At 70.3% G+C, this 14,152-nt stretch carries 16 protein-coding genes; 7 read left to right on the top strand and 9 right to left on the bottom strand.

The genetic code is table 11. The annotated features are described in order from the left end of the window. Positions 1–8: 8 nt before the first annotated feature. Positions 9–695: a GntR family transcriptional regulator gene (locus CWOE_RS25460; RefSeq protein WP_012936535.1), complete on the top strand. Its 687-nt coding sequence runs from the start codon at positions 9–11 to the stop codon at positions 693–695. 107 nt (positions 696–802) lie between these two features. Here the strand turns inward: CWOE_RS25460 and CWOE_RS25455 are convergent, their stop codons facing one another. Beyond that, positions 803–2,014 (bottom strand): CaiB/BaiF CoA transferase family protein, encoded by a 1,212-nt coding sequence (locus tag CWOE_RS25455; protein WP_012936534.1) that lies wholly within the window; start codon positions 2,012–2,014, stop codon positions 803–805. Then, a complete protein-coding gene (locus tag CWOE_RS25450; RefSeq protein ID WP_012936533.1) occupies positions 2,014–3,171 on the bottom strand; it encodes an acyl-CoA dehydrogenase family protein in 1,158 nt (385 codons plus the stop codon). The genes CWOE_RS25455 and CWOE_RS25450 overlap by 1 nt, the downstream gene beginning before the upstream one ends. A gap of 129 nt (positions 3,172–3,300) precedes the next feature. Between CWOE_RS25450 and CWOE_RS25445 the strand changes: the two genes are divergently transcribed. From CWOE_RS25445 to CWOE_RS25430, 4 genes are read left to right on the top strand one after another with little or no spacing between them, the layout of a single operon-like run. Further along, positions 3,301–4,251, top strand: a complete 951-nt coding sequence (locus CWOE_RS25445; protein ID WP_236262157.1) for a thiamine pyrophosphate-dependent dehydrogenase E1 component subunit alpha — start codon at positions 3,301–3,303, stop codon at positions 4,249–4,251. Next, complete coding sequence (locus CWOE_RS25440; RefSeq protein ID WP_012936531.1) at positions 4,248–5,225, top strand: alpha-ketoacid dehydrogenase subunit beta; 978 nt, start codon at positions 4,248–4,250, stop codon at positions 5,223–5,225. Before CWOE_RS25445 ends, CWOE_RS25440 begins: the two co-directional genes overlap by 4 nt. After that, positions 5,225–6,358, top strand: a complete 1,134-nt coding sequence (locus tag CWOE_RS25435; protein WP_012936530.1) for a mandelate racemase/muconate lactonizing enzyme family protein — start codon at positions 5,225–5,227, stop codon at positions 6,356–6,358. The genes CWOE_RS25440 and CWOE_RS25435 overlap by 1 nt, the downstream gene beginning before the upstream one ends. Positions 6,359–6,369: 11 nt before the next feature. After that, positions 6,370–7,125 carry an IclR family transcriptional regulator gene (locus CWOE_RS25430; RefSeq protein WP_012936529.1) on the top strand — a complete coding sequence of 252 codons (756 nt, stop codon included), beginning with the start codon at positions 6,370–6,372 and terminating at the stop codon, positions 7,123–7,125. An 18-nt stretch (positions 7,126–7,143) separates the two neighbouring features. On the opposite strand, the gene CWOE_RS25425 is transcribed toward CWOE_RS25430, so the two are convergent. After that, positions 7,144–7,932 carry an SDR family NAD(P)-dependent oxidoreductase gene (locus tag CWOE_RS25425; RefSeq protein ID WP_012936528.1) on the bottom strand — a complete coding sequence of 263 codons (789 nt, stop codon included), beginning with the start codon at positions 7,930–7,932 and terminating at the stop codon, positions 7,144–7,146. Positions 7,933–8,037: 105 nt separating this feature from the next. On the opposite strand from CWOE_RS25425, the gene CWOE_RS34520 reads away from it, so the two are divergent. Beyond that, positions 8,038–8,343, top strand: a complete 306-nt coding sequence (locus CWOE_RS34520; RefSeq protein WP_081425501.1) for a family 1 glycosylhydrolase — start codon at positions 8,038–8,040, stop codon at positions 8,341–8,343. Positions 8,344–8,518: 175 nt separating this feature from the next. After that, a complete protein-coding gene (locus tag CWOE_RS25420; RefSeq protein WP_049793408.1) occupies positions 8,519–9,325 on the top strand; it encodes a hypothetical protein in 807 nt (268 codons plus the stop codon). 27 nt (positions 9,326–9,352) lie between these two features. Here the strand turns inward: CWOE_RS25420 and CWOE_RS34380 are convergent, their stop codons facing one another. The 6 genes from CWOE_RS34380 to CWOE_RS31465 all read right to left on the bottom strand — a co-directional run bounded on the left by CWOE_RS34380 (position 9,353) and on the right by CWOE_RS31465 (position 14,092). Next, positions 9,353–9,790 carry a very short patch repair endonuclease gene (locus CWOE_RS34380; protein ID WP_201447064.1) on the bottom strand — a complete coding sequence of 146 codons (438 nt, stop codon included), beginning with the start codon at positions 9,788–9,790 and terminating at the stop codon, positions 9,353–9,355. Positions 9,791–9,848: 58 nt separating this feature from the next. Then, complete coding sequence (locus CWOE_RS32225) at positions 9,849–11,123, bottom strand: DNA cytosine methyltransferase (RefSeq protein ID WP_012936526.1); 1,275 nt, start codon at positions 11,121–11,123, stop codon at positions 9,849–9,851. A 228-nt stretch (positions 11,124–11,351) separates the two neighbouring features. Continuing rightward, positions 11,352–12,149: an SDR family NAD(P)-dependent oxidoreductase gene (locus tag CWOE_RS25410; protein WP_012936525.1), complete on the bottom strand. Its 798-nt coding sequence runs from the start codon at positions 12,147–12,149 to the stop codon at positions 11,352–11,354. Beyond that, positions 12,146–13,006 carry a sugar phosphate isomerase/epimerase family protein gene (locus CWOE_RS31470; RefSeq protein WP_012936524.1) on the bottom strand — a complete coding sequence of 287 codons (861 nt, stop codon included), beginning with the start codon at positions 13,004–13,006 and terminating at the stop codon, positions 12,146–12,148. The genes CWOE_RS25410 and CWOE_RS31470 overlap by 4 nt, the downstream gene beginning before the upstream one ends. A 61-nt stretch (positions 13,007–13,067) precedes the next feature. Continuing rightward, on the bottom strand, positions 13,068–13,556 hold the full coding sequence (locus CWOE_RS25400) for a TIGR03618 family F420-dependent PPOX class oxidoreductase (protein ID WP_012936523.1): 489 nt from the start codon (positions 13,554–13,556) through the stop codon (positions 13,068–13,070). A gap of 50 nt (positions 13,557–13,606) precedes the next feature. Continuing rightward, a complete protein-coding gene (locus CWOE_RS31465) occupies positions 13,607–14,092 on the bottom strand; it encodes a hypothetical protein (protein ID WP_012936522.1) in 486 nt (161 codons plus the stop codon). Positions 14,093–14,152 lie beyond the last annotated feature (60 nt).

Below are 14,152 nucleotides of genomic sequence, written 5' to 3'. Positions count from 1 at the left end.
TTCGTGCGATGGCCGATTCACTGATCGACGACGACGGGGCGTGGGAGGAGCCGACCTCGCGCGCGCAGGACGTCGCGCAGCAGCTGCGTGAGCTGATATTCGACGGCGAGCTGCGGGCCGGCTCGCCGATCCGCCAGGAGGCGGTCGCGAGACGGCTCGGCGTCGGCCGCTTCCCGGTGCGGGAGGCGCTGCGGCTGCTGGAGAGCGAAGGCCTCGTCGTGCTGCGGCCCAACAGCGGCGCGAGAGTCGCGCTGCTCGACTTCGCCGAGTGCGAGGAGATCTACAAGATGCGCGAGCGGCTGGAGCCGCTCGCGTTCGCCGAAAGCGTCGGCCGGCTGACGCCCGAGCAGATCGAGCGCGCGCACACGCTCTCGGCCGCGCTGCCGGGCCTGGTGCACGACCCCAAGCGGTGGCTTGAGGGCGACCGGCGCCTGCACCTCGCCTGCTACGCGGGGATCCCGACGCCGCGGCTGCTGCGCACGATCGTCAGCTACTGGAACATCAGCCAGCAGTACCGGCGGGTGCTGCTGACGACGTTCACCGAGCGTGACTTCGAGCTGCAGCACGCTGAGCACGAGCTGATCATCGACGCGCTCGAGAGCGACAACTCGCGCGCGGGCGAGGACCTGATGCGCGCCCACATCGAGCGCAGCCGCCTGCGCCTCACGCGCCACCGGCATCTGTTCGAGGAGTGACAGGTCCCTGCGGCTCCAGAACGACCTCGGCCCGCTCCGAGGAGCGGGCCGAGCGCGGCTGGTTGGCCCGAACCGTCTGAAAAACGCCTCTCAAGTCTAGCTGCGGGTCACGCCTCGGCCCCGAACGCCCCTTCGGCCCCGAGCTGGGCGATCTCGGCGGGGGTGAGGCCGGCGAGCGCTTCGAGCACGGTGGCGGTGTGCTCGCCGCGGCCGGGGGCGCGGCGGTAGTCGGGGCGGTGGCCGCTGATGCGCAGCGGCGAGGCGATCTGGCGGACGGCGCCGAAGCGCGGGTGGTCGTAGGAGACGACGTCCTCGCGCGCGAGGACCTGGGGGTCGCGCAGCGCGGCGGCGACGTCGTTGACCGGGCCGCTCGGGACGCGGGCGGCGGCGAGCCGTTCCAGCAGCCGCGCGCTCGTCTCCGCCGCGAAGTGCGGGCGCAGCAGCTCCAGCAGCGCGTCGCGGTGGGTGTCGCGGCCGGCGAAGTCGGCGAAGCGCGGGTCGGCGAGCAGGTCGGCGAGGTCGAGCGCCTCGCACAGCGCGACCCAGAACTTCTGCTTCGCGCACGCGACCGTGATCCAGCCGTCGGCGGTGCGGAACGCCTGGAACGGGACGATCGACGGATGCGCCGACTCCGGCCGCCGCTGCGGCATGTACTCGGCGCTCGCGGTCCACGTCGCGAGGTACGTCAGCAGCGCGAGCGCCGTCTCGTGCAGCGACGTGTCGCAGTCGCCGCCGACGCCGTCGCGCCGCGCGCGCCACACGCCGGCCATGAGTGCGAGCGCGGACATGTAGCCGCCGGCGAAGTCGACCAGCGAGAGGCCGGTCCGCGTCGGCGGCGCATCGGGCTCGCCGGTCACGCTCATCCAGCCCGCGAGGCCCTGCAGCACGTGGTCGTAGGCGCCCTCGGCCGCGCGCGGCCCGGTGCGGCCGAAGCCCGACAGCGAGCAGCAGACGATCCGCGGGTTCAGCGGCGCGAGCGCGTCATACGTCAGCCCGAGGCGATCCGGCTGGTCGCCGCGCAGGTTGCAGTAGATCGCGTCCACGTGGGGGACGAGCCGCTCGAACGCGGCGCGGCCCGCGCGCGTTCGCAGGTCGAGCGAGATGCTGCGCTTGCCGCGGTTGAACGTCTCGAAGAAGAGCGACTCCTCGCCCTCGGCGAACGGCGGCACGGTGCGGCCGACGTCGCCACCGCTGGCGGGATCCTCCAGCTTGATCACGTCGGCGCCGAGGTCGGCGAGCTGCGACGTCGCCCACGGCCCGGCGCCGAACTGCTCGACCGCGAGCACGCGGACGTCGGCGAGTGGCGCGGCGGCGCTCATCAGTAGGACCGCGGCAGGCCGAGCACGTGCTGCCCGACGTACGCCTGGACGAGGTTGTTGGAGATCGGCGCGACCGAGTAGAGGCGCGTCTCGCGGAACTTGCGCTCGACGTCGTACTCCTCCGCGAAGCCGAAGCCGCCGTGCGCGTCGACGCTGGCGTTCGCGGCCGCCCACGACGCCTCCGAGGCGAGGAACTTCGCCATGTTCGCCTCCGCGCCGCACGGCTTGCCCTGCTCGTAGAGCCAGACGGCCTTCCAGCGCATCAGGTTCGCCGCCTCCAGCGCCATGTGCGCGCGGGCGATCGGGAACTGGACGCCCTGGTTGGCGCCGATCGGGCGCCCGAAGACGGTCCGCTCGCTCGCGTAGCCGACCGCCTTCTCGGTCAGGAAGCGGCCGTCGCCGATGCACTCGCCGGCGATCAGGATCCGCTCGGCGTTCATGCCGTCGAGGATGTAGCGAAAGCCTCTGTCCTGCTCCCCGACGAGCGCGTCCGCCGGCAGCCGCAGACCGTCGAGGAAGACCTCGGTCGTGGCGTGGTTCATCATCGTCTTGATCGGTCTGATCGTCAGCTCGTCGCCGCGCTCGCGCATGTCGACGAGGAAGACCGAGAGGCCGTCGGTCTTCTTCTCGATCTGGTCGATCGGGGTCGTGCGCGCGAGCAGCACCATCAGGTCGGAGTGCTCCGCGCGCGAGGTCCAGATCTTCTGGCCGTCGACGACCCAGCCGTCGCCGTCGCGCCGCGCGCGCGTCTGGATCTTCGTCGTGTCGGAGCCGGCGCCGGGCTCGGTCACGCCGAACGCCTGCAGGCGCAGCCTGCCGGCGGCGATCTCGGGCAGCCAGCGCGCCTTCTGCTCATCGCTGCCGTGGCGCAGGACGGTCCCCATCACGTACATCTGCGCGTGGCACGCGCCGGCGTTGCAGCCGCTGGCGCAGATCTCCTCGAGGATCACGCTCGCGGCCGACAGCGGCAGGCCGGCGCCGCCGTACTGCTCGGGGATCAGCGCGGCGAGCCAGCCGTGCTCGGTCAGCGCGCGCACGAACTCGTCGGGGTAGCGGTCGGGCTCCAGCGCGCGCCAGTACTCGCCGTCGAAGCGCTCGCACAGCTGGCGGACCGCCTGGCGGATGTCAGCGAGGTCGTCCGAGATCGTGAAGTCCATCGTCAGCTCCGAATCACTTTCAGACTTTGAAATGTGTTCGCAGCATCTTGACAGGCGGGCGCGGGTCATGCCAGGCTGTTTTCAACTGGCTATGGAGATTTTCACGATATGAAAGACGGGGCGGTGCGCATGACCGACGCCGAGCTGCTCGGGATGCTGCGGCGGATGATCGAGATCCGCGGCTTCGAGGACGAGATCCAGCGCGCGTTCACGAAGAACCTCGTACGCGGCTCGACGCACCTCTGCAACGGCCAGGAGGCGTGCGTCGTCGGCGCCTGCGGCGCGCTGCGCGAGGGCGACTCGATGGTCTGCACCTACCGCGGCCACGGCGCCGTGCTGGCGATGGGCGCGCCGCTGGAGGGGACGTTCGCCGAGATCCTCGGCCGCGAGACGGGCCTCTGTCGCGGCAAGGGCGGCTCGATGCACCTGACCGACGTCGGCGTCGGCGCCTACGGCTCGTTCGCGATCGTCGGCGCGCACCTGCCGATCGCGACCGGCCTCGCCCTCGCCGCCAAGCTCGACAGAAGCGAGGCCGTCAGCCTCTGCTTCTTCGGCGACGGCAGCATGAACATCGGCGCGGTCCACGAGGCGATGAACCTCGCCGGGATCTGGAAGCTGCCGGTGATCTTCTTCTGCGAGAACAACCTCTACGGCGAGTACTCGCCGCTCGCCACGACGACGCCGGTCGAGGAGCTGGCCGCGCGCGCGGCCGGCTACGGGATGCCGGGCGTGCGCGTCGACGGCAACGACGTCGTCGCCGTCCACGCGGTCGTCTCCGAGGCCGTCCGGCGCGCCCGCTCCGGCGAGGGGCCGACGTTCGTCGAGGGCCTGACCTACCGCCACCGCGGCCACTCGCGCACCGACCCGGCGAGATACCGGCCGGAGGGCGAGCTGGAGCGGTGGCTGGAGCTGGACCCGATCCCGCGGCTGGAGGCGCTGCTGCGCGAGCGCGGCGTCGCGGACGGCGCCGTCACGCAGGCGCGCGCCGACGCGGAGGAGGCCGTCGCGACGGCGTACGCGGCGGCGCTCGCCGCGCCCGCGCCCGGCCTGGAGCTGATCTACGAGGACGTCTACGCATGAGCCAGGTCACGTACAAGGAGGCGATCCGGCGCGCGCAGGAGGACGCGCTCGCCGAGAACGACCGCGTCGTGCTGCTGGGCGAGGACATCGCCGCGGCCGGTGGCGCGTTCAAGGTCACCGACAGGCTGTTCGAGCGCTTCGGCCCCGAGCGCGTGCTCGACACGCCGATCTCCGAGCAGGCGATCGTCGGCGCGGCGATCGGCGCGGCGCTGAAGGGCCGGCGCCCGGTCGCCGAGCTGATGTTCGCCGACTTCGCCGCCGTCTGCTTCGACCAGATCGCCAACCAGCTCGCGAAGTACCGCTACATGACGGGCGGCCAGGTGACGCTGCCCGTCACGCTGCGCCTCTCCAACGGCGCCGGCGGCGGCTTCGCCTCCCAGCACTCCCAGACGGTCGAGAACTGGTTCCTCAACTGCCCGGGGCTGAAGGTCGTCGTGCCGGGGTCGCCGGCCGACGCGTACGGGCTGTTCATGGCCGCGGTGCGCGACGAGGACCCGGTGCTCTTCTTCGAGCACAAGGGCATGTACAACGTCAAGGGCGAGCTGGGGCCGGCCGGCGAGGCGATCGAGATCGGCAGAGCGGGCGTGATCCGCAGCGGCACGAGCGCGACGGTCGTCGCGACGCAGCTGATGCGCCAGCGCGCCGAGCGCGTCGCGGAGGAGCTGGCCGCCGAGGGGATCGAGCTGGAGCTGATCGACCCGCGCACGGTCCTGCCGCTCGACCTCGACACGATCGGCGCCAGCGTCGACAAGACCGGCCGCCTCGTCGTCGTGCAGGAGTCGCCGCTCGGCGGCAGCTGGGGCGCGACCGTCGTCGCCGGCGTCGTCGCCGAGCGCTTCGAGTCGCTGGACGCCGCGCCGGTACTCGTCAGCGGTCCCGACACACCAGTCCCGTACGCCGGGCCGCTGGAGGACGCATGGCTGCCGAGCGAGAGACACATCGCCGGCGAGATCCGTAGCCTGCTCGGAGCCTGATGGAGCACGTGATCGCGAGGATCGAGGCGTTTCCGCTCGTCTACGCCGAGCCGCACTACCGCGGCGCGGAGCGCTGCGTCACGCTCGTGCGGATCGAGACGGCGGACGGCGTGGTCGGCTGGGGCGAGGCGATCTCGCAGGTGCCCGCGGCGACGCGCGCGACGCGGACGCTCGTGCACGACGCGTTCGCGCCGCTGCTGCTCGGCGGCGACGCGACGAACGTCGAGGCGCACTGGCACGCGATGTGTCGGCACGCCTACTGGTTCGGCGTCGAGGGGATCGCCGCGTTCGCGATCAGCGCGATCGACATGGCGCTGTGGGACCTCAAGGGAAAGCTGCTCGGCCAGCAGGTCGTGACGCTGCTCGGCGGGCGGCTCAAGGACGAGATCCCGGCGATGGGGTCGATCATCTTCGACATGGACGACCTCGACTGGACGCTGGCCGAGTTCGCCTGGATGCGCGAGCAGGGGTACCGGATCGTCAAGGCCGGCTGGGGGATGACGCTCGACTCCGTCTTCGGGGAGGACCGCACGCGCGACCTGCGCTACCTGACCGAGGTGCGCGCGGTCATCGGCGACGAGCTGTCGCTCGTCGTCGACGTGCCGGGCGCGCAGCGCGTCTGGGACCTCGCGACGGCACAGCGGCGGCTGCGCGAGTGGGAGCGGTTCGACCTGCGCTGGGTCGAGCAGCCGCTGCACCCGGCCGACCTCGACCACCACCGCCGCCTGCGCGCGGCGACGACGACGCCAGTCGGCACCGGCGAGGACGAGTGGAGCCCGGAGACCTACCGTCACGTGCTCTCCTGCGGCGGCGTCGACGTCGTGCAGCTGGACCCGGGGCGCTGCCTCGGGCTGACCGGCTGCCGCGAGGTGGTGCGGATGGTCGAGGCGGCGGGGCTCAGATACAGCATGCACAGCTGGAGCAGCGCGCTGAACACGGCGGCCAGCCTGCACGTGCTGGCGCTCTCCGAGCACGGCGACACGCTCGACTTCAAGCCGCACGAGTCGCCGATGCAGCACGACGTGATCGAGGATCCGTGGGTGCAGCGCGACGGGCTGCTGGCGTTGCGAGCGGCGCCCGGACTCGGCGTCACGGTCGACGAGCGGGCGCTCGACCGCTTCGCTCTGAGATAGAGTTTCACCATATGAACACGGTCGAGACAGGCACGCGGATCCAGTCGGTCGCGCGCGCCTCGCAGCTGCTGCTGTGGGTCGCCGAGCAGCCGCACGGCGCCAACGCGAAGGAGATCGCCGAGGCGCAGGGCCTCGCGCTGCCGACGTGCTACCACCTCGTCAACACGCTCGTCGACCAGGGGCTGCTGGCGAAGGACGTCCATCGCCGCTACGTGCTCGGGCCGAGCACGGCGATCCTCGCGCAGGCGTACCTGCGCGGCCGCTCGGTCTCCGAGCAGCTGCTGACGGCGCTGCGCGAGCTGGCCGACCGCACGGGCGAGACGGTCTACCTGGCCGACTGGGGCGAGCACGACATCCGCGTGCTGGCGTCGGTCGAGAGCAGCCACATCGTGCGCGTCGCGGAGGTCGGCAGCGGCCCGTACGAGAACGGGCACGCGCGCGCCAACGGCAAGGTGCTGCTCGCGTGGGCGGCGCCGGAGGTGCGTCAGGGCTACCTGCGCGACCACCCGCTGGCGGCGTGCACGCCGGCGTCGATCACCGACCCGGACGCGCTCGACAGAGAGCTGGCGCGGATCCGCAGGCGCGGCTACGCGTACGACCAGGAGGAGTACGCGCTCGGCGTCTCCTGCATCGGCGCGCCGCTGCTGAAGGACGGGCGGATCGTCGCCGCCTACGGTGTGACGGTCCCGACCGAGCGCTTCAAGAAGCAGCGCAGAGCGCTGACCGACACGCTGCTCGACGTGATCGCCGGCGTCGGCGCGGCGTAGGCCGCGCCGCCCCGTCGGCTAGACGCCGGGGATCGAGCCGAGCCGGGCGCCGCCGTCGACGTCGAGCGAGACGCCGGTCAGGAACGACGCGCCGTCGGAGACGAAGTGCATGATCGCGGCGGTGACGTCGTGCTCGGTCAGGTTGCGGCCGACGAGGTTCGTCCGCGCGGCGGAAGCCTTCACCTCGTCGCTCGTCCTGCCGCTCGCGCTCATCTTCCAGTCGAGCAGGTCCTTCCCCATCTCGGTCGTCGGGCAGCCGACCGGGCAGACGCAGTTGACCGTCACCTGGTCGGCCGCCAGCTCGGCGGCGAGCGACTCGGTCAGGCCGACGACGCCGAACTTCGAGGCGGTGTAGGCGAGCAGCTGCGCCGCGCCGCGGCGGCCGGCGTCGGAGGAGATCGAGACGATCCGCCCGCGCCCGCTCGAGCGCAGCAGCGGCGCGGCCGCCTGGCAGACGAGGAACGTCCCCTTGAGGTTGACGTCGAGCGTCAGGTCCCAGTCCCGCTCGGTCACGTCGGCGAGCGGCTTGACGTGGATCACGCCGGCCGAGTTGACGAGCGTGTCGAGCCCGCCGAGCCGCTCGGCGACCTCCGCGACCGCGACGCCGACCTCGGCGGGGGAGCGCACGTCGGCACGGACGGCGACGGTCTCGCCGCCCAGCTCGGCGGCTGCCCGTTCCAGTCGCGCGGCGTCGACGTCGAGGATCGCCACGCGCGCACCGGCCGCGCGCAGCGCGCGGGCGACGTCGAGCCCGAAGCCGGCCGCGCCGCCGGTGACCAGGGCCTTGCGATCCGCTGCGATGCTCACGATCCGGCTCCTTCTCGTTGACGCGGCTGGCGGCGGCATGCTATCACTTCAATTGCTGCTAGAGGTATTCATAGTTTGAAATCCTGAGGCGGCGAGGGACAGTATGTGTCGACCGACCGCTTTCCCGACGGCTTCCTCTGGCGCGCGGGCACCTCGGCGTACCGGATCGAGGGCTCGTCGTTCGCCGACGGCGCCGGGATGATGATCCAGCACCGCTTCGCGCACGCGCCGGGCAACGTGATGGACGGCACGACCGCGCTTGCAGCGCCCCTGTCCAGTTGCCAATGCGCCAGGACCGCCGCCGTTTCCGGAATACTTCGTAGATATGGCGAGGTCCAACAGCAACACTTCGCAAGGTCCGTTCGGTCAGCCGAACCGGGTGCGTCTTGTCAATCAGTTCCTTGGTCTTAGAACTATCGATCCAGCGAACGCATGGAAGGACGTTTACCGCCTGCTGCTGTGGATCGACACGCGAACGGGCATTGCACATTGTTACGAGTCGGACAAGTCCCAGCCTGGCAAGCCCTGGTATCCGCGCAGTCTTGAGTTTCACGAATGGGTCTCCGACCAGCTTGGGATCGCACCGATGGATCTCAAGGATCACGTCGACTGGATGTTCCGGCAGGTAGTAGGCGCGGTCACTGAGGCAGAGGCCGACGAGATGATCGCTAACGCACTCGGAGTCCAGGAAAGCCTCTTCGCTGGGAACCGGAAGAAGATGCCAGTGCCGGGTGATGATCCCCGGCTGCGCGAAATCGTCGAGCCACTGATGTCACTTAGTCCTTCTGAACGACTCGACGAGGACGGCATCAACAGCGTGCTGCGGAAGGTCTACGCGCATATGAGCTCAGAGAACAAGCGCGCCAACCTCCTCGGTCGTGGCTTCGAGGACGTGCTTGACGGTGTGATACGGCGACTGCCTGCTCCTCCGGAGCACCACGGGGCACAGACGGTCCTTGAGACTATCCCTGGGTTTCGTCCGACTCGGGACGGCGACAAGGTCGAGAAGGTAGATCTCTGGGTGGGAGATGGCGAGAGACGACGCATCATGATCTCTGCGAAGTGGTCCGTGCGTGCCGACCGGGAGAAGCAGATGGCTACGGACTTCCAGACGTACAACCAGATGAATGACTGGCGCGATCCCTTCGAGTACGTGTGGATCACCAACGAGTTCGACCCTGCACGGCTGGTGACAAATGCGACGAATACACAGAACAACAGTCTGCTGTTCGACAAGGTCGTCCACATCTGCCCCGCTGCGCTCGGGGTAGTGCACAGGTTCGGCGACGGAGCCAGACTCGGCAGAAATCCCGCGCGGCTGCAGGAGCTGCTTGCCGAGCAGCGCATCATCGGCCTTGACGCATTCCTGCGAGACATCAGCAGCGGTGGCTGAGCACGGTTGAGCAGCCGTGCAGTCGGCTCAGGAAGCAATTCGAACTGCGTCAGCGATGCGTGCGGCAATCAGGTCTGGGTCCTCGTGCTCCCAGAACCGCAGCACCGTCCAACCCGCGGCCTCCAGCGCACTCTTGTGCCGCGCGTCGCGTTCTTGATTTCCGGCGATCTTTGGCGTCCAGTATTGGCCGTTGCGAATCCTGGGCCGGCTGCCGTGTTCAGGACAGCCATGCCAGAAGCAGCCGTCGCAGAACACTGCGATCCGCCGTTTTGTGAAAACGATGTCCGGACGGATTGGCCGGATCCCCTCCAGACGGATCGGCAGGTCCACTCGAAAACGCAGGCCAGCTGCATGAAGCCGCGAACGGACCCGGCGCTCGATTGCTGTATCTCGGCGCCGAATAGCCGCCATGTTGCGCGAACGGCCCGGAGAGGTCACTTCCGGAACTTGTGCGTCAGAGGGCACGACAAGAACTCTCGCAGAGCAAGCCGCGCCGAGGGTGCGCTCAGCTGTAAGAACAGACTCAGTTGCTGGGAGCTGCGAGTTCGGCCGGGTCGTGCGCGCCGAGGAGATCGCAAACGGAGCGTCCGATCGCGGCGGCCAGAGGCGGGGGCACCGCATTCCCGACCTGGCGGTACCGAGAGTGCCGTGCGCCGTTTCTAAGCTGGCCGGGCGTGCCCTTTGGCGCGGTCACAAAGTGGAAGCGATCAGGAAACCCTTGGATTCGGGCGGCCTCGCGGACTGACAGACCCCGGGCAACCTCGTAGTGGTATGCAAAGTCTGCCTTTGTGTTCGCAGTCCACGCAAGCCAGTCGGGATGCAGACGCCGGTAGGCGTAGAAATGGCGGCGGGCGAGTCGCTCCCCGTTTCCAGCAGGCCCCCACTTCGAGTCGCCGAGGTACCGTCGGAGGAGTTCCTCAGGGAGGTCATAGACGTTGCCGCCTGGCGGGATCGCCTGAAGGCGTCGGCGCGTGTCTTCGCGGATCGCGGACGGAGTGTGGTCCTGAGGAACTTTGCTCTTCACGCGCATCCATCGCTGATACGCCGATTGAGGTCTGCTGCTGTACACGTCGCCGGGTTCGATGAGGTCGCTGAGGGCCTGCTGCACTGTGACAGCACGCCGGTCACCCGGGTCCGTCAGCACCTCGTGCAGCGGACGATCCAAGCTGAACAACGCTTCGGTTGGTTGCCCGCTGTGCCCGTTGCGGAGCGCACGACTGAGCCCTGTGCCCTCGGGGAGACCGGGAGCAACGCCGATGTCTGTTCGCACGCCGATGAAGACGAGCCGAGGGCGCCGCTGCGGCGTTCCGAAGTCGCCGGCGTCCAGGACTCCTGAGATTACGTCGTAGGCGCCTTGGAGCGAGAGGTCTTGCTCGATCTGACGCCGGACAGCACCGCCCTTGAGCTGGCTCATTCCCAGGACGTTTTCGAGTACAAGGGTCCGCGGGCGGATCTCTTGGAGGAGGCCAACGAACTCCCGGTACAGGCGGTTACGAGGATCGTCAATCAGGCGATCGTGATTGCGGACCTGGCTGTACGCCTGGCAAGGCGGACCACCAGCAAGCAGATCAAGGTCGGAGCCCTGCAGCGCGTCCAAGAGCGCTTCGTGCTTCTCCCGACTGGTGAGGTCTCCTTCGACAAGGACTGTTCTTGGGAAATTCCGCCGGTACGTCGCGCAGGCATCAGGGTCATGATCCGCAGCAGCAACGACGTGCATACCGGCGTCGGCGAGGCCCTGGCTCAAGCCTCCTGCGCCGCAAAAGAGGTCTACTGCGGTGAGGGTTTTCGTCTTGGCCACGCGACGGGATACTAGGCTCCGCGTCGGATGGGAACCGCAGTCCCGAAGGCCTGGCGCTCCTTGGCGGACAAAGGCACAGAGCGTCCTCTGGCACACGCTGGGCGCTTGTCTGCGACGCCTACCCAAGGGGCGATGCCCGTCGTCAGCCGGAACGCCGCGACCGTATGGCGCGCCGGCACGAACCGGCCGATGCGGATCGTCGCTGACTGACAGCTGAGAGCGCTCGAGTCAGGTTCCTCCGTCGTGGTCGTAGACGGCGGTCAGCCCGCCGTCGACCGTCACTGCCGCACCGGCCAGCCCCGACGCCGCGTCGCTGAGCAGGAAGCACAGCGTCTCGGCGACCTCCTCGGGGCGCAGCAGACGGCCGAGCGGGGTGCGGCGGGCGGCCGCGCGCTCGACCGCGGCGGGATCGCCGGACGCGTTCATGTGGCTGCGCAGCATCGGCGTGTCGGTGATCCCCGGGCAGACGGCGTTGACCTGCACGCCTTGGGCGGCGTACTCGGCGGCGGTCGAGCGCACGAGCTGCAGCAGCGCCGCCTTCGACGCCGAGTAGGCGCTCAGCTGCTGCTCTGTGAAGAGCGAGTTGACGCTGCAGACGACGGCGACCGCGCCGCCACCGTCGGCGACCATGCCCGGCACGAGTGTGCGCAGGCCGTGCAGCACGCCGACGACGTTGACGTCGAACAGCCGCCGGAACTGCTCGGGCGAGGTCTCCAGCAGCGGCGCGACGACGAGCGCGCCGGCGCACGCGACGAGGCAGTCGGCACCGCGCGGGTCGCGAGCGAGACAGGCGGCGCCGACGCGCTCCCACGTCGCCGGCGCTGAGACGTCGCCCTCGATCCACGCGACGCCGTCGTCCCCCTGAAGCTCCGCCGGCGGGCCGGCGAGGTCGAGCCCGACGAGCGGGACGCCGCGCTGGCGCAGCGCTTGCGCCGCGGCGAGGCCGATGCCGGAGCCGGCGCCCGTGACGACGGCGAGGCGCCGCCCGAGCGGCGCGGCGGGGACGGGGGCGGGCACGGTGGTCATGCGGTCTCCTTCAGCAGCAGGTCGCGCAGCGCCGCGGTCTCGGCGATGCAGTCGACGCGGGTGCAGTCGAGCCATTCCTCCCACTGGTACTCGAGCGCGAGGAAGCCGTCGTAGCCGTCGGCGTCGAGCCGGTCGCGCAGCGCGCGGAAGTCGATCGCGCCCTCGCCCGTGCGCGTCTGCATCACGCCTGGCGCTGCCTGCCGCAGGTGGACGTGCGCGGCGTGCGGGATCAGCGCGTCGGCCTCCGCCTGCGCGAATCCCTGGAAGACGAAGTGGCTGTGGTCGAGCGCGAGCGTGACGTCCGGCGCCTGGCCGATCAGGTCGAGCGTGCGCGCGGGCGTCTCGGCGATCGACTGGTAGTGCGGCTCGATCGCGAGCCGCAGGCCCGCCTCCGCGGCCAGCTCGGCACGGCGCTGCAGCTCGGCGGCCGCGAGCGCGAGCCCCACGTCCGCGTCGACGCCGTCGAACGGCATGCCCGGCAGCAGCGTGACCCCGGGCGCCCCCAGCCGGCGCGCGAAGTCGAGCACCGCGCGGTAGCAGTCGAGCGACTGGGCCCGCACCTGTGCGTCGGGGTGGTTGACCGCCAGCTCGTCGAACTCGCTCCCGAGGATCGCGAAGACGTCCGCGACCGCCAGCTCGCAGCGCTCCAGCCGCCGCCGCACACGGTCCGCCGCGGCGGGCGGATCGGCGACGACGTCCGCGGGCGGGGTGTGGTCGCTGCCGGCGAAGACGCAGACGTCGACGGCCGCGATGCCGAGGTCGCCGATCACCCGCAGCGCGGTCTCGTGCGAGAGCCTGGGGAAGGTCGAGTCCGCGCACGACAGCCGCTCGGCGAGCGGTCGCTTCTGGTCGGTCATCCGTGGCTCCTGCCGAGTTTCACAGTCTGAAATGGATTCGGTGTCTGTGAAACCGTACCAGTCAGCCGACGGCGATCGCGGTGCCGTACATCCGCGCGACCGGGATGCGGATCACGAGCCGCTCGTCCTTCACCAACTGTGCGAGGTAGGCGGGCTCGTCCTCGGCGGGGATCTGCGAGCCCTTCGCGCGGTCCCACCTCAACAGCTCCCGCCCGACCTCGTCGCCGGCCGTCGTCGTGACCGGCGACAGCTCGGCGACACCCTCGGCGACGGTGAACGCGAGGCGGTCCTCGCTGGAGACGTGCAGCACGCAGCGCGGGTCGCGCCGCAGGTGCCTGACCTTCAGGCGGCCGGCCATCGTCGAGACGCGGATGACCCGCTGCTCGGGGTCGAACGCGTAGATCACGTTCGTGAGGTGTGGCAGGCCGTCGCGCTTGGTCGTCGCCAGCACGCCGTGGATCGTGCCGCCGAGCAGCGCGAGCTTGCGCTCCTCCGAGAGCGGGAGCGCGGGCGGGCCGTCGCCGGGGCCGTAGGTCGGTTCGTCACTCATAGGTAGGCAGGCTACCTACTGGCCGGCGCGGCGGCCGGCCGCCGCGCCGGTCAGTCGGCGGCCGGCGGCGCCGACGGAGGCGGCGCGTCGAAGAGCGCGGCGATCTCGTCGAGCGCGGCCTGCTCGTGCTCGCTCACCTGCGTCCCGCCGAAGCCCAGGAAGCCGCCCTCCTTGTGCGCTCTGGCGACCGTGTCGGCGACCGCGTAGACGAAGCGCTTGTACTCGACGACCTCCTCCGGCGTCGCGAGGTTGTCGAGGATCGCGAGCGCTTGGCGCAGCTGCGCCGGCGCCGCGCGCCGCAGCTCCTCCGGGCCGCCCGGCGCGGTTGCGCGGTCGATCCCCGGCGGCGACGCGAGCACCGCCCGCATCAGCTCGCCCGGATGCTGCTCGCGCACGCTCTGGTACGCCTTGCCGATCGCGACCGTCTCGCGGACCGTGCCGCCCTTGCTCGCCGCGATCATCAGCATCGCGGTCAGCGCCGGCGCGTTGACGACGGTCGACCACTCCTCGGCGTTGAATGCCGCCTTCTGCGTCATGGGTCCTCCAAGGGTCGTGGTGGACCATTGATGATGACGGCGGCGAAGGGACGGACGAAC

The sequence above is a fragment of the Conexibacter woesei DSM 14684 genome (genome assembly GCF_000025265.1).
Taxonomy (GTDB): Bacteria; Actinomycetota; Thermoleophilia; order Solirubrobacterales; family Solirubrobacteraceae; genus Conexibacter; species Conexibacter woesei.
Note: the sequence above shows the minus strand (reverse complement) of the source record. Positions and strands in the feature narration are given on the sequence as shown.

Bases quoted from the DNA above. Each gene is read 5' to 3' on its own strand.
- CWOE_RS25460 (WP_012936535.1), top strand. From the start codon at position 9: ATGGCCGATTCACTGATCGACGACGACGGGGCGTGGGAGGAGCCGACC.
- CWOE_RS25455 (WP_012936534.1), bottom strand. From the start codon at position 2,014: ATGAGCGCCGCCGCGCCACTCGCCGACGTCCGCGTGCTCGCGGTCGAG.
- CWOE_RS25450 (WP_012936533.1), bottom strand. From the start codon at position 3,171: ATGGACTTCACGATCTCGGACGACCTCGCTGACATCCGCCAGGCGGTC.
- CWOE_RS25445 (WP_236262157.1), top strand. From the start codon at position 3,301: ATGACCGACGCCGAGCTGCTCGGGATGCTGCGGCGGATGATCGAGATC.
- CWOE_RS25440 (WP_012936531.1), top strand. From the start codon at position 4,248: ATGAGCCAGGTCACGTACAAGGAGGCGATCCGGCGCGCGCAGGAGGAC.
- CWOE_RS25435 (WP_012936530.1), top strand. From the start codon at position 5,225: ATGGAGCACGTGATCGCGAGGATCGAGGCGTTTCCGCTCGTCTACGCC.
- CWOE_RS25430 (WP_012936529.1), top strand. From the start codon at position 6,370: ATGAACACGGTCGAGACAGGCACGCGGATCCAGTCGGTCGCGCGCGCC.
- CWOE_RS25420 (WP_049793408.1), top strand. From the start codon at position 8,519: ATGGATCTCAAGGATCACGTCGACTGGATGTTCCGGCAGGTAGTAGGC.
- CWOE_RS25410 (WP_012936525.1), bottom strand. From the start codon at position 12,149: ATGACCACCGTGCCCGCCCCCGTCCCCGCCGCGCCGCTCGGGCGGCGC.
- CWOE_RS31470 (WP_012936524.1), bottom strand. From the start codon at position 13,006: ATGACCGACCAGAAGCGACCGCTCGCCGAGCGGCTGTCGTGCGCGGAC.
- CWOE_RS25400 (WP_012936523.1), bottom strand. From the start codon at position 13,556: ATGAGTGACGAACCGACCTACGGCCCCGGCGACGGCCCGCCCGCGCTC.
- CWOE_RS31465 (WP_012936522.1), bottom strand. From the start codon at position 14,092: ATGACGCAGAAGGCGGCATTCAACGCCGAGGAGTGGTCGACCGTCGTC.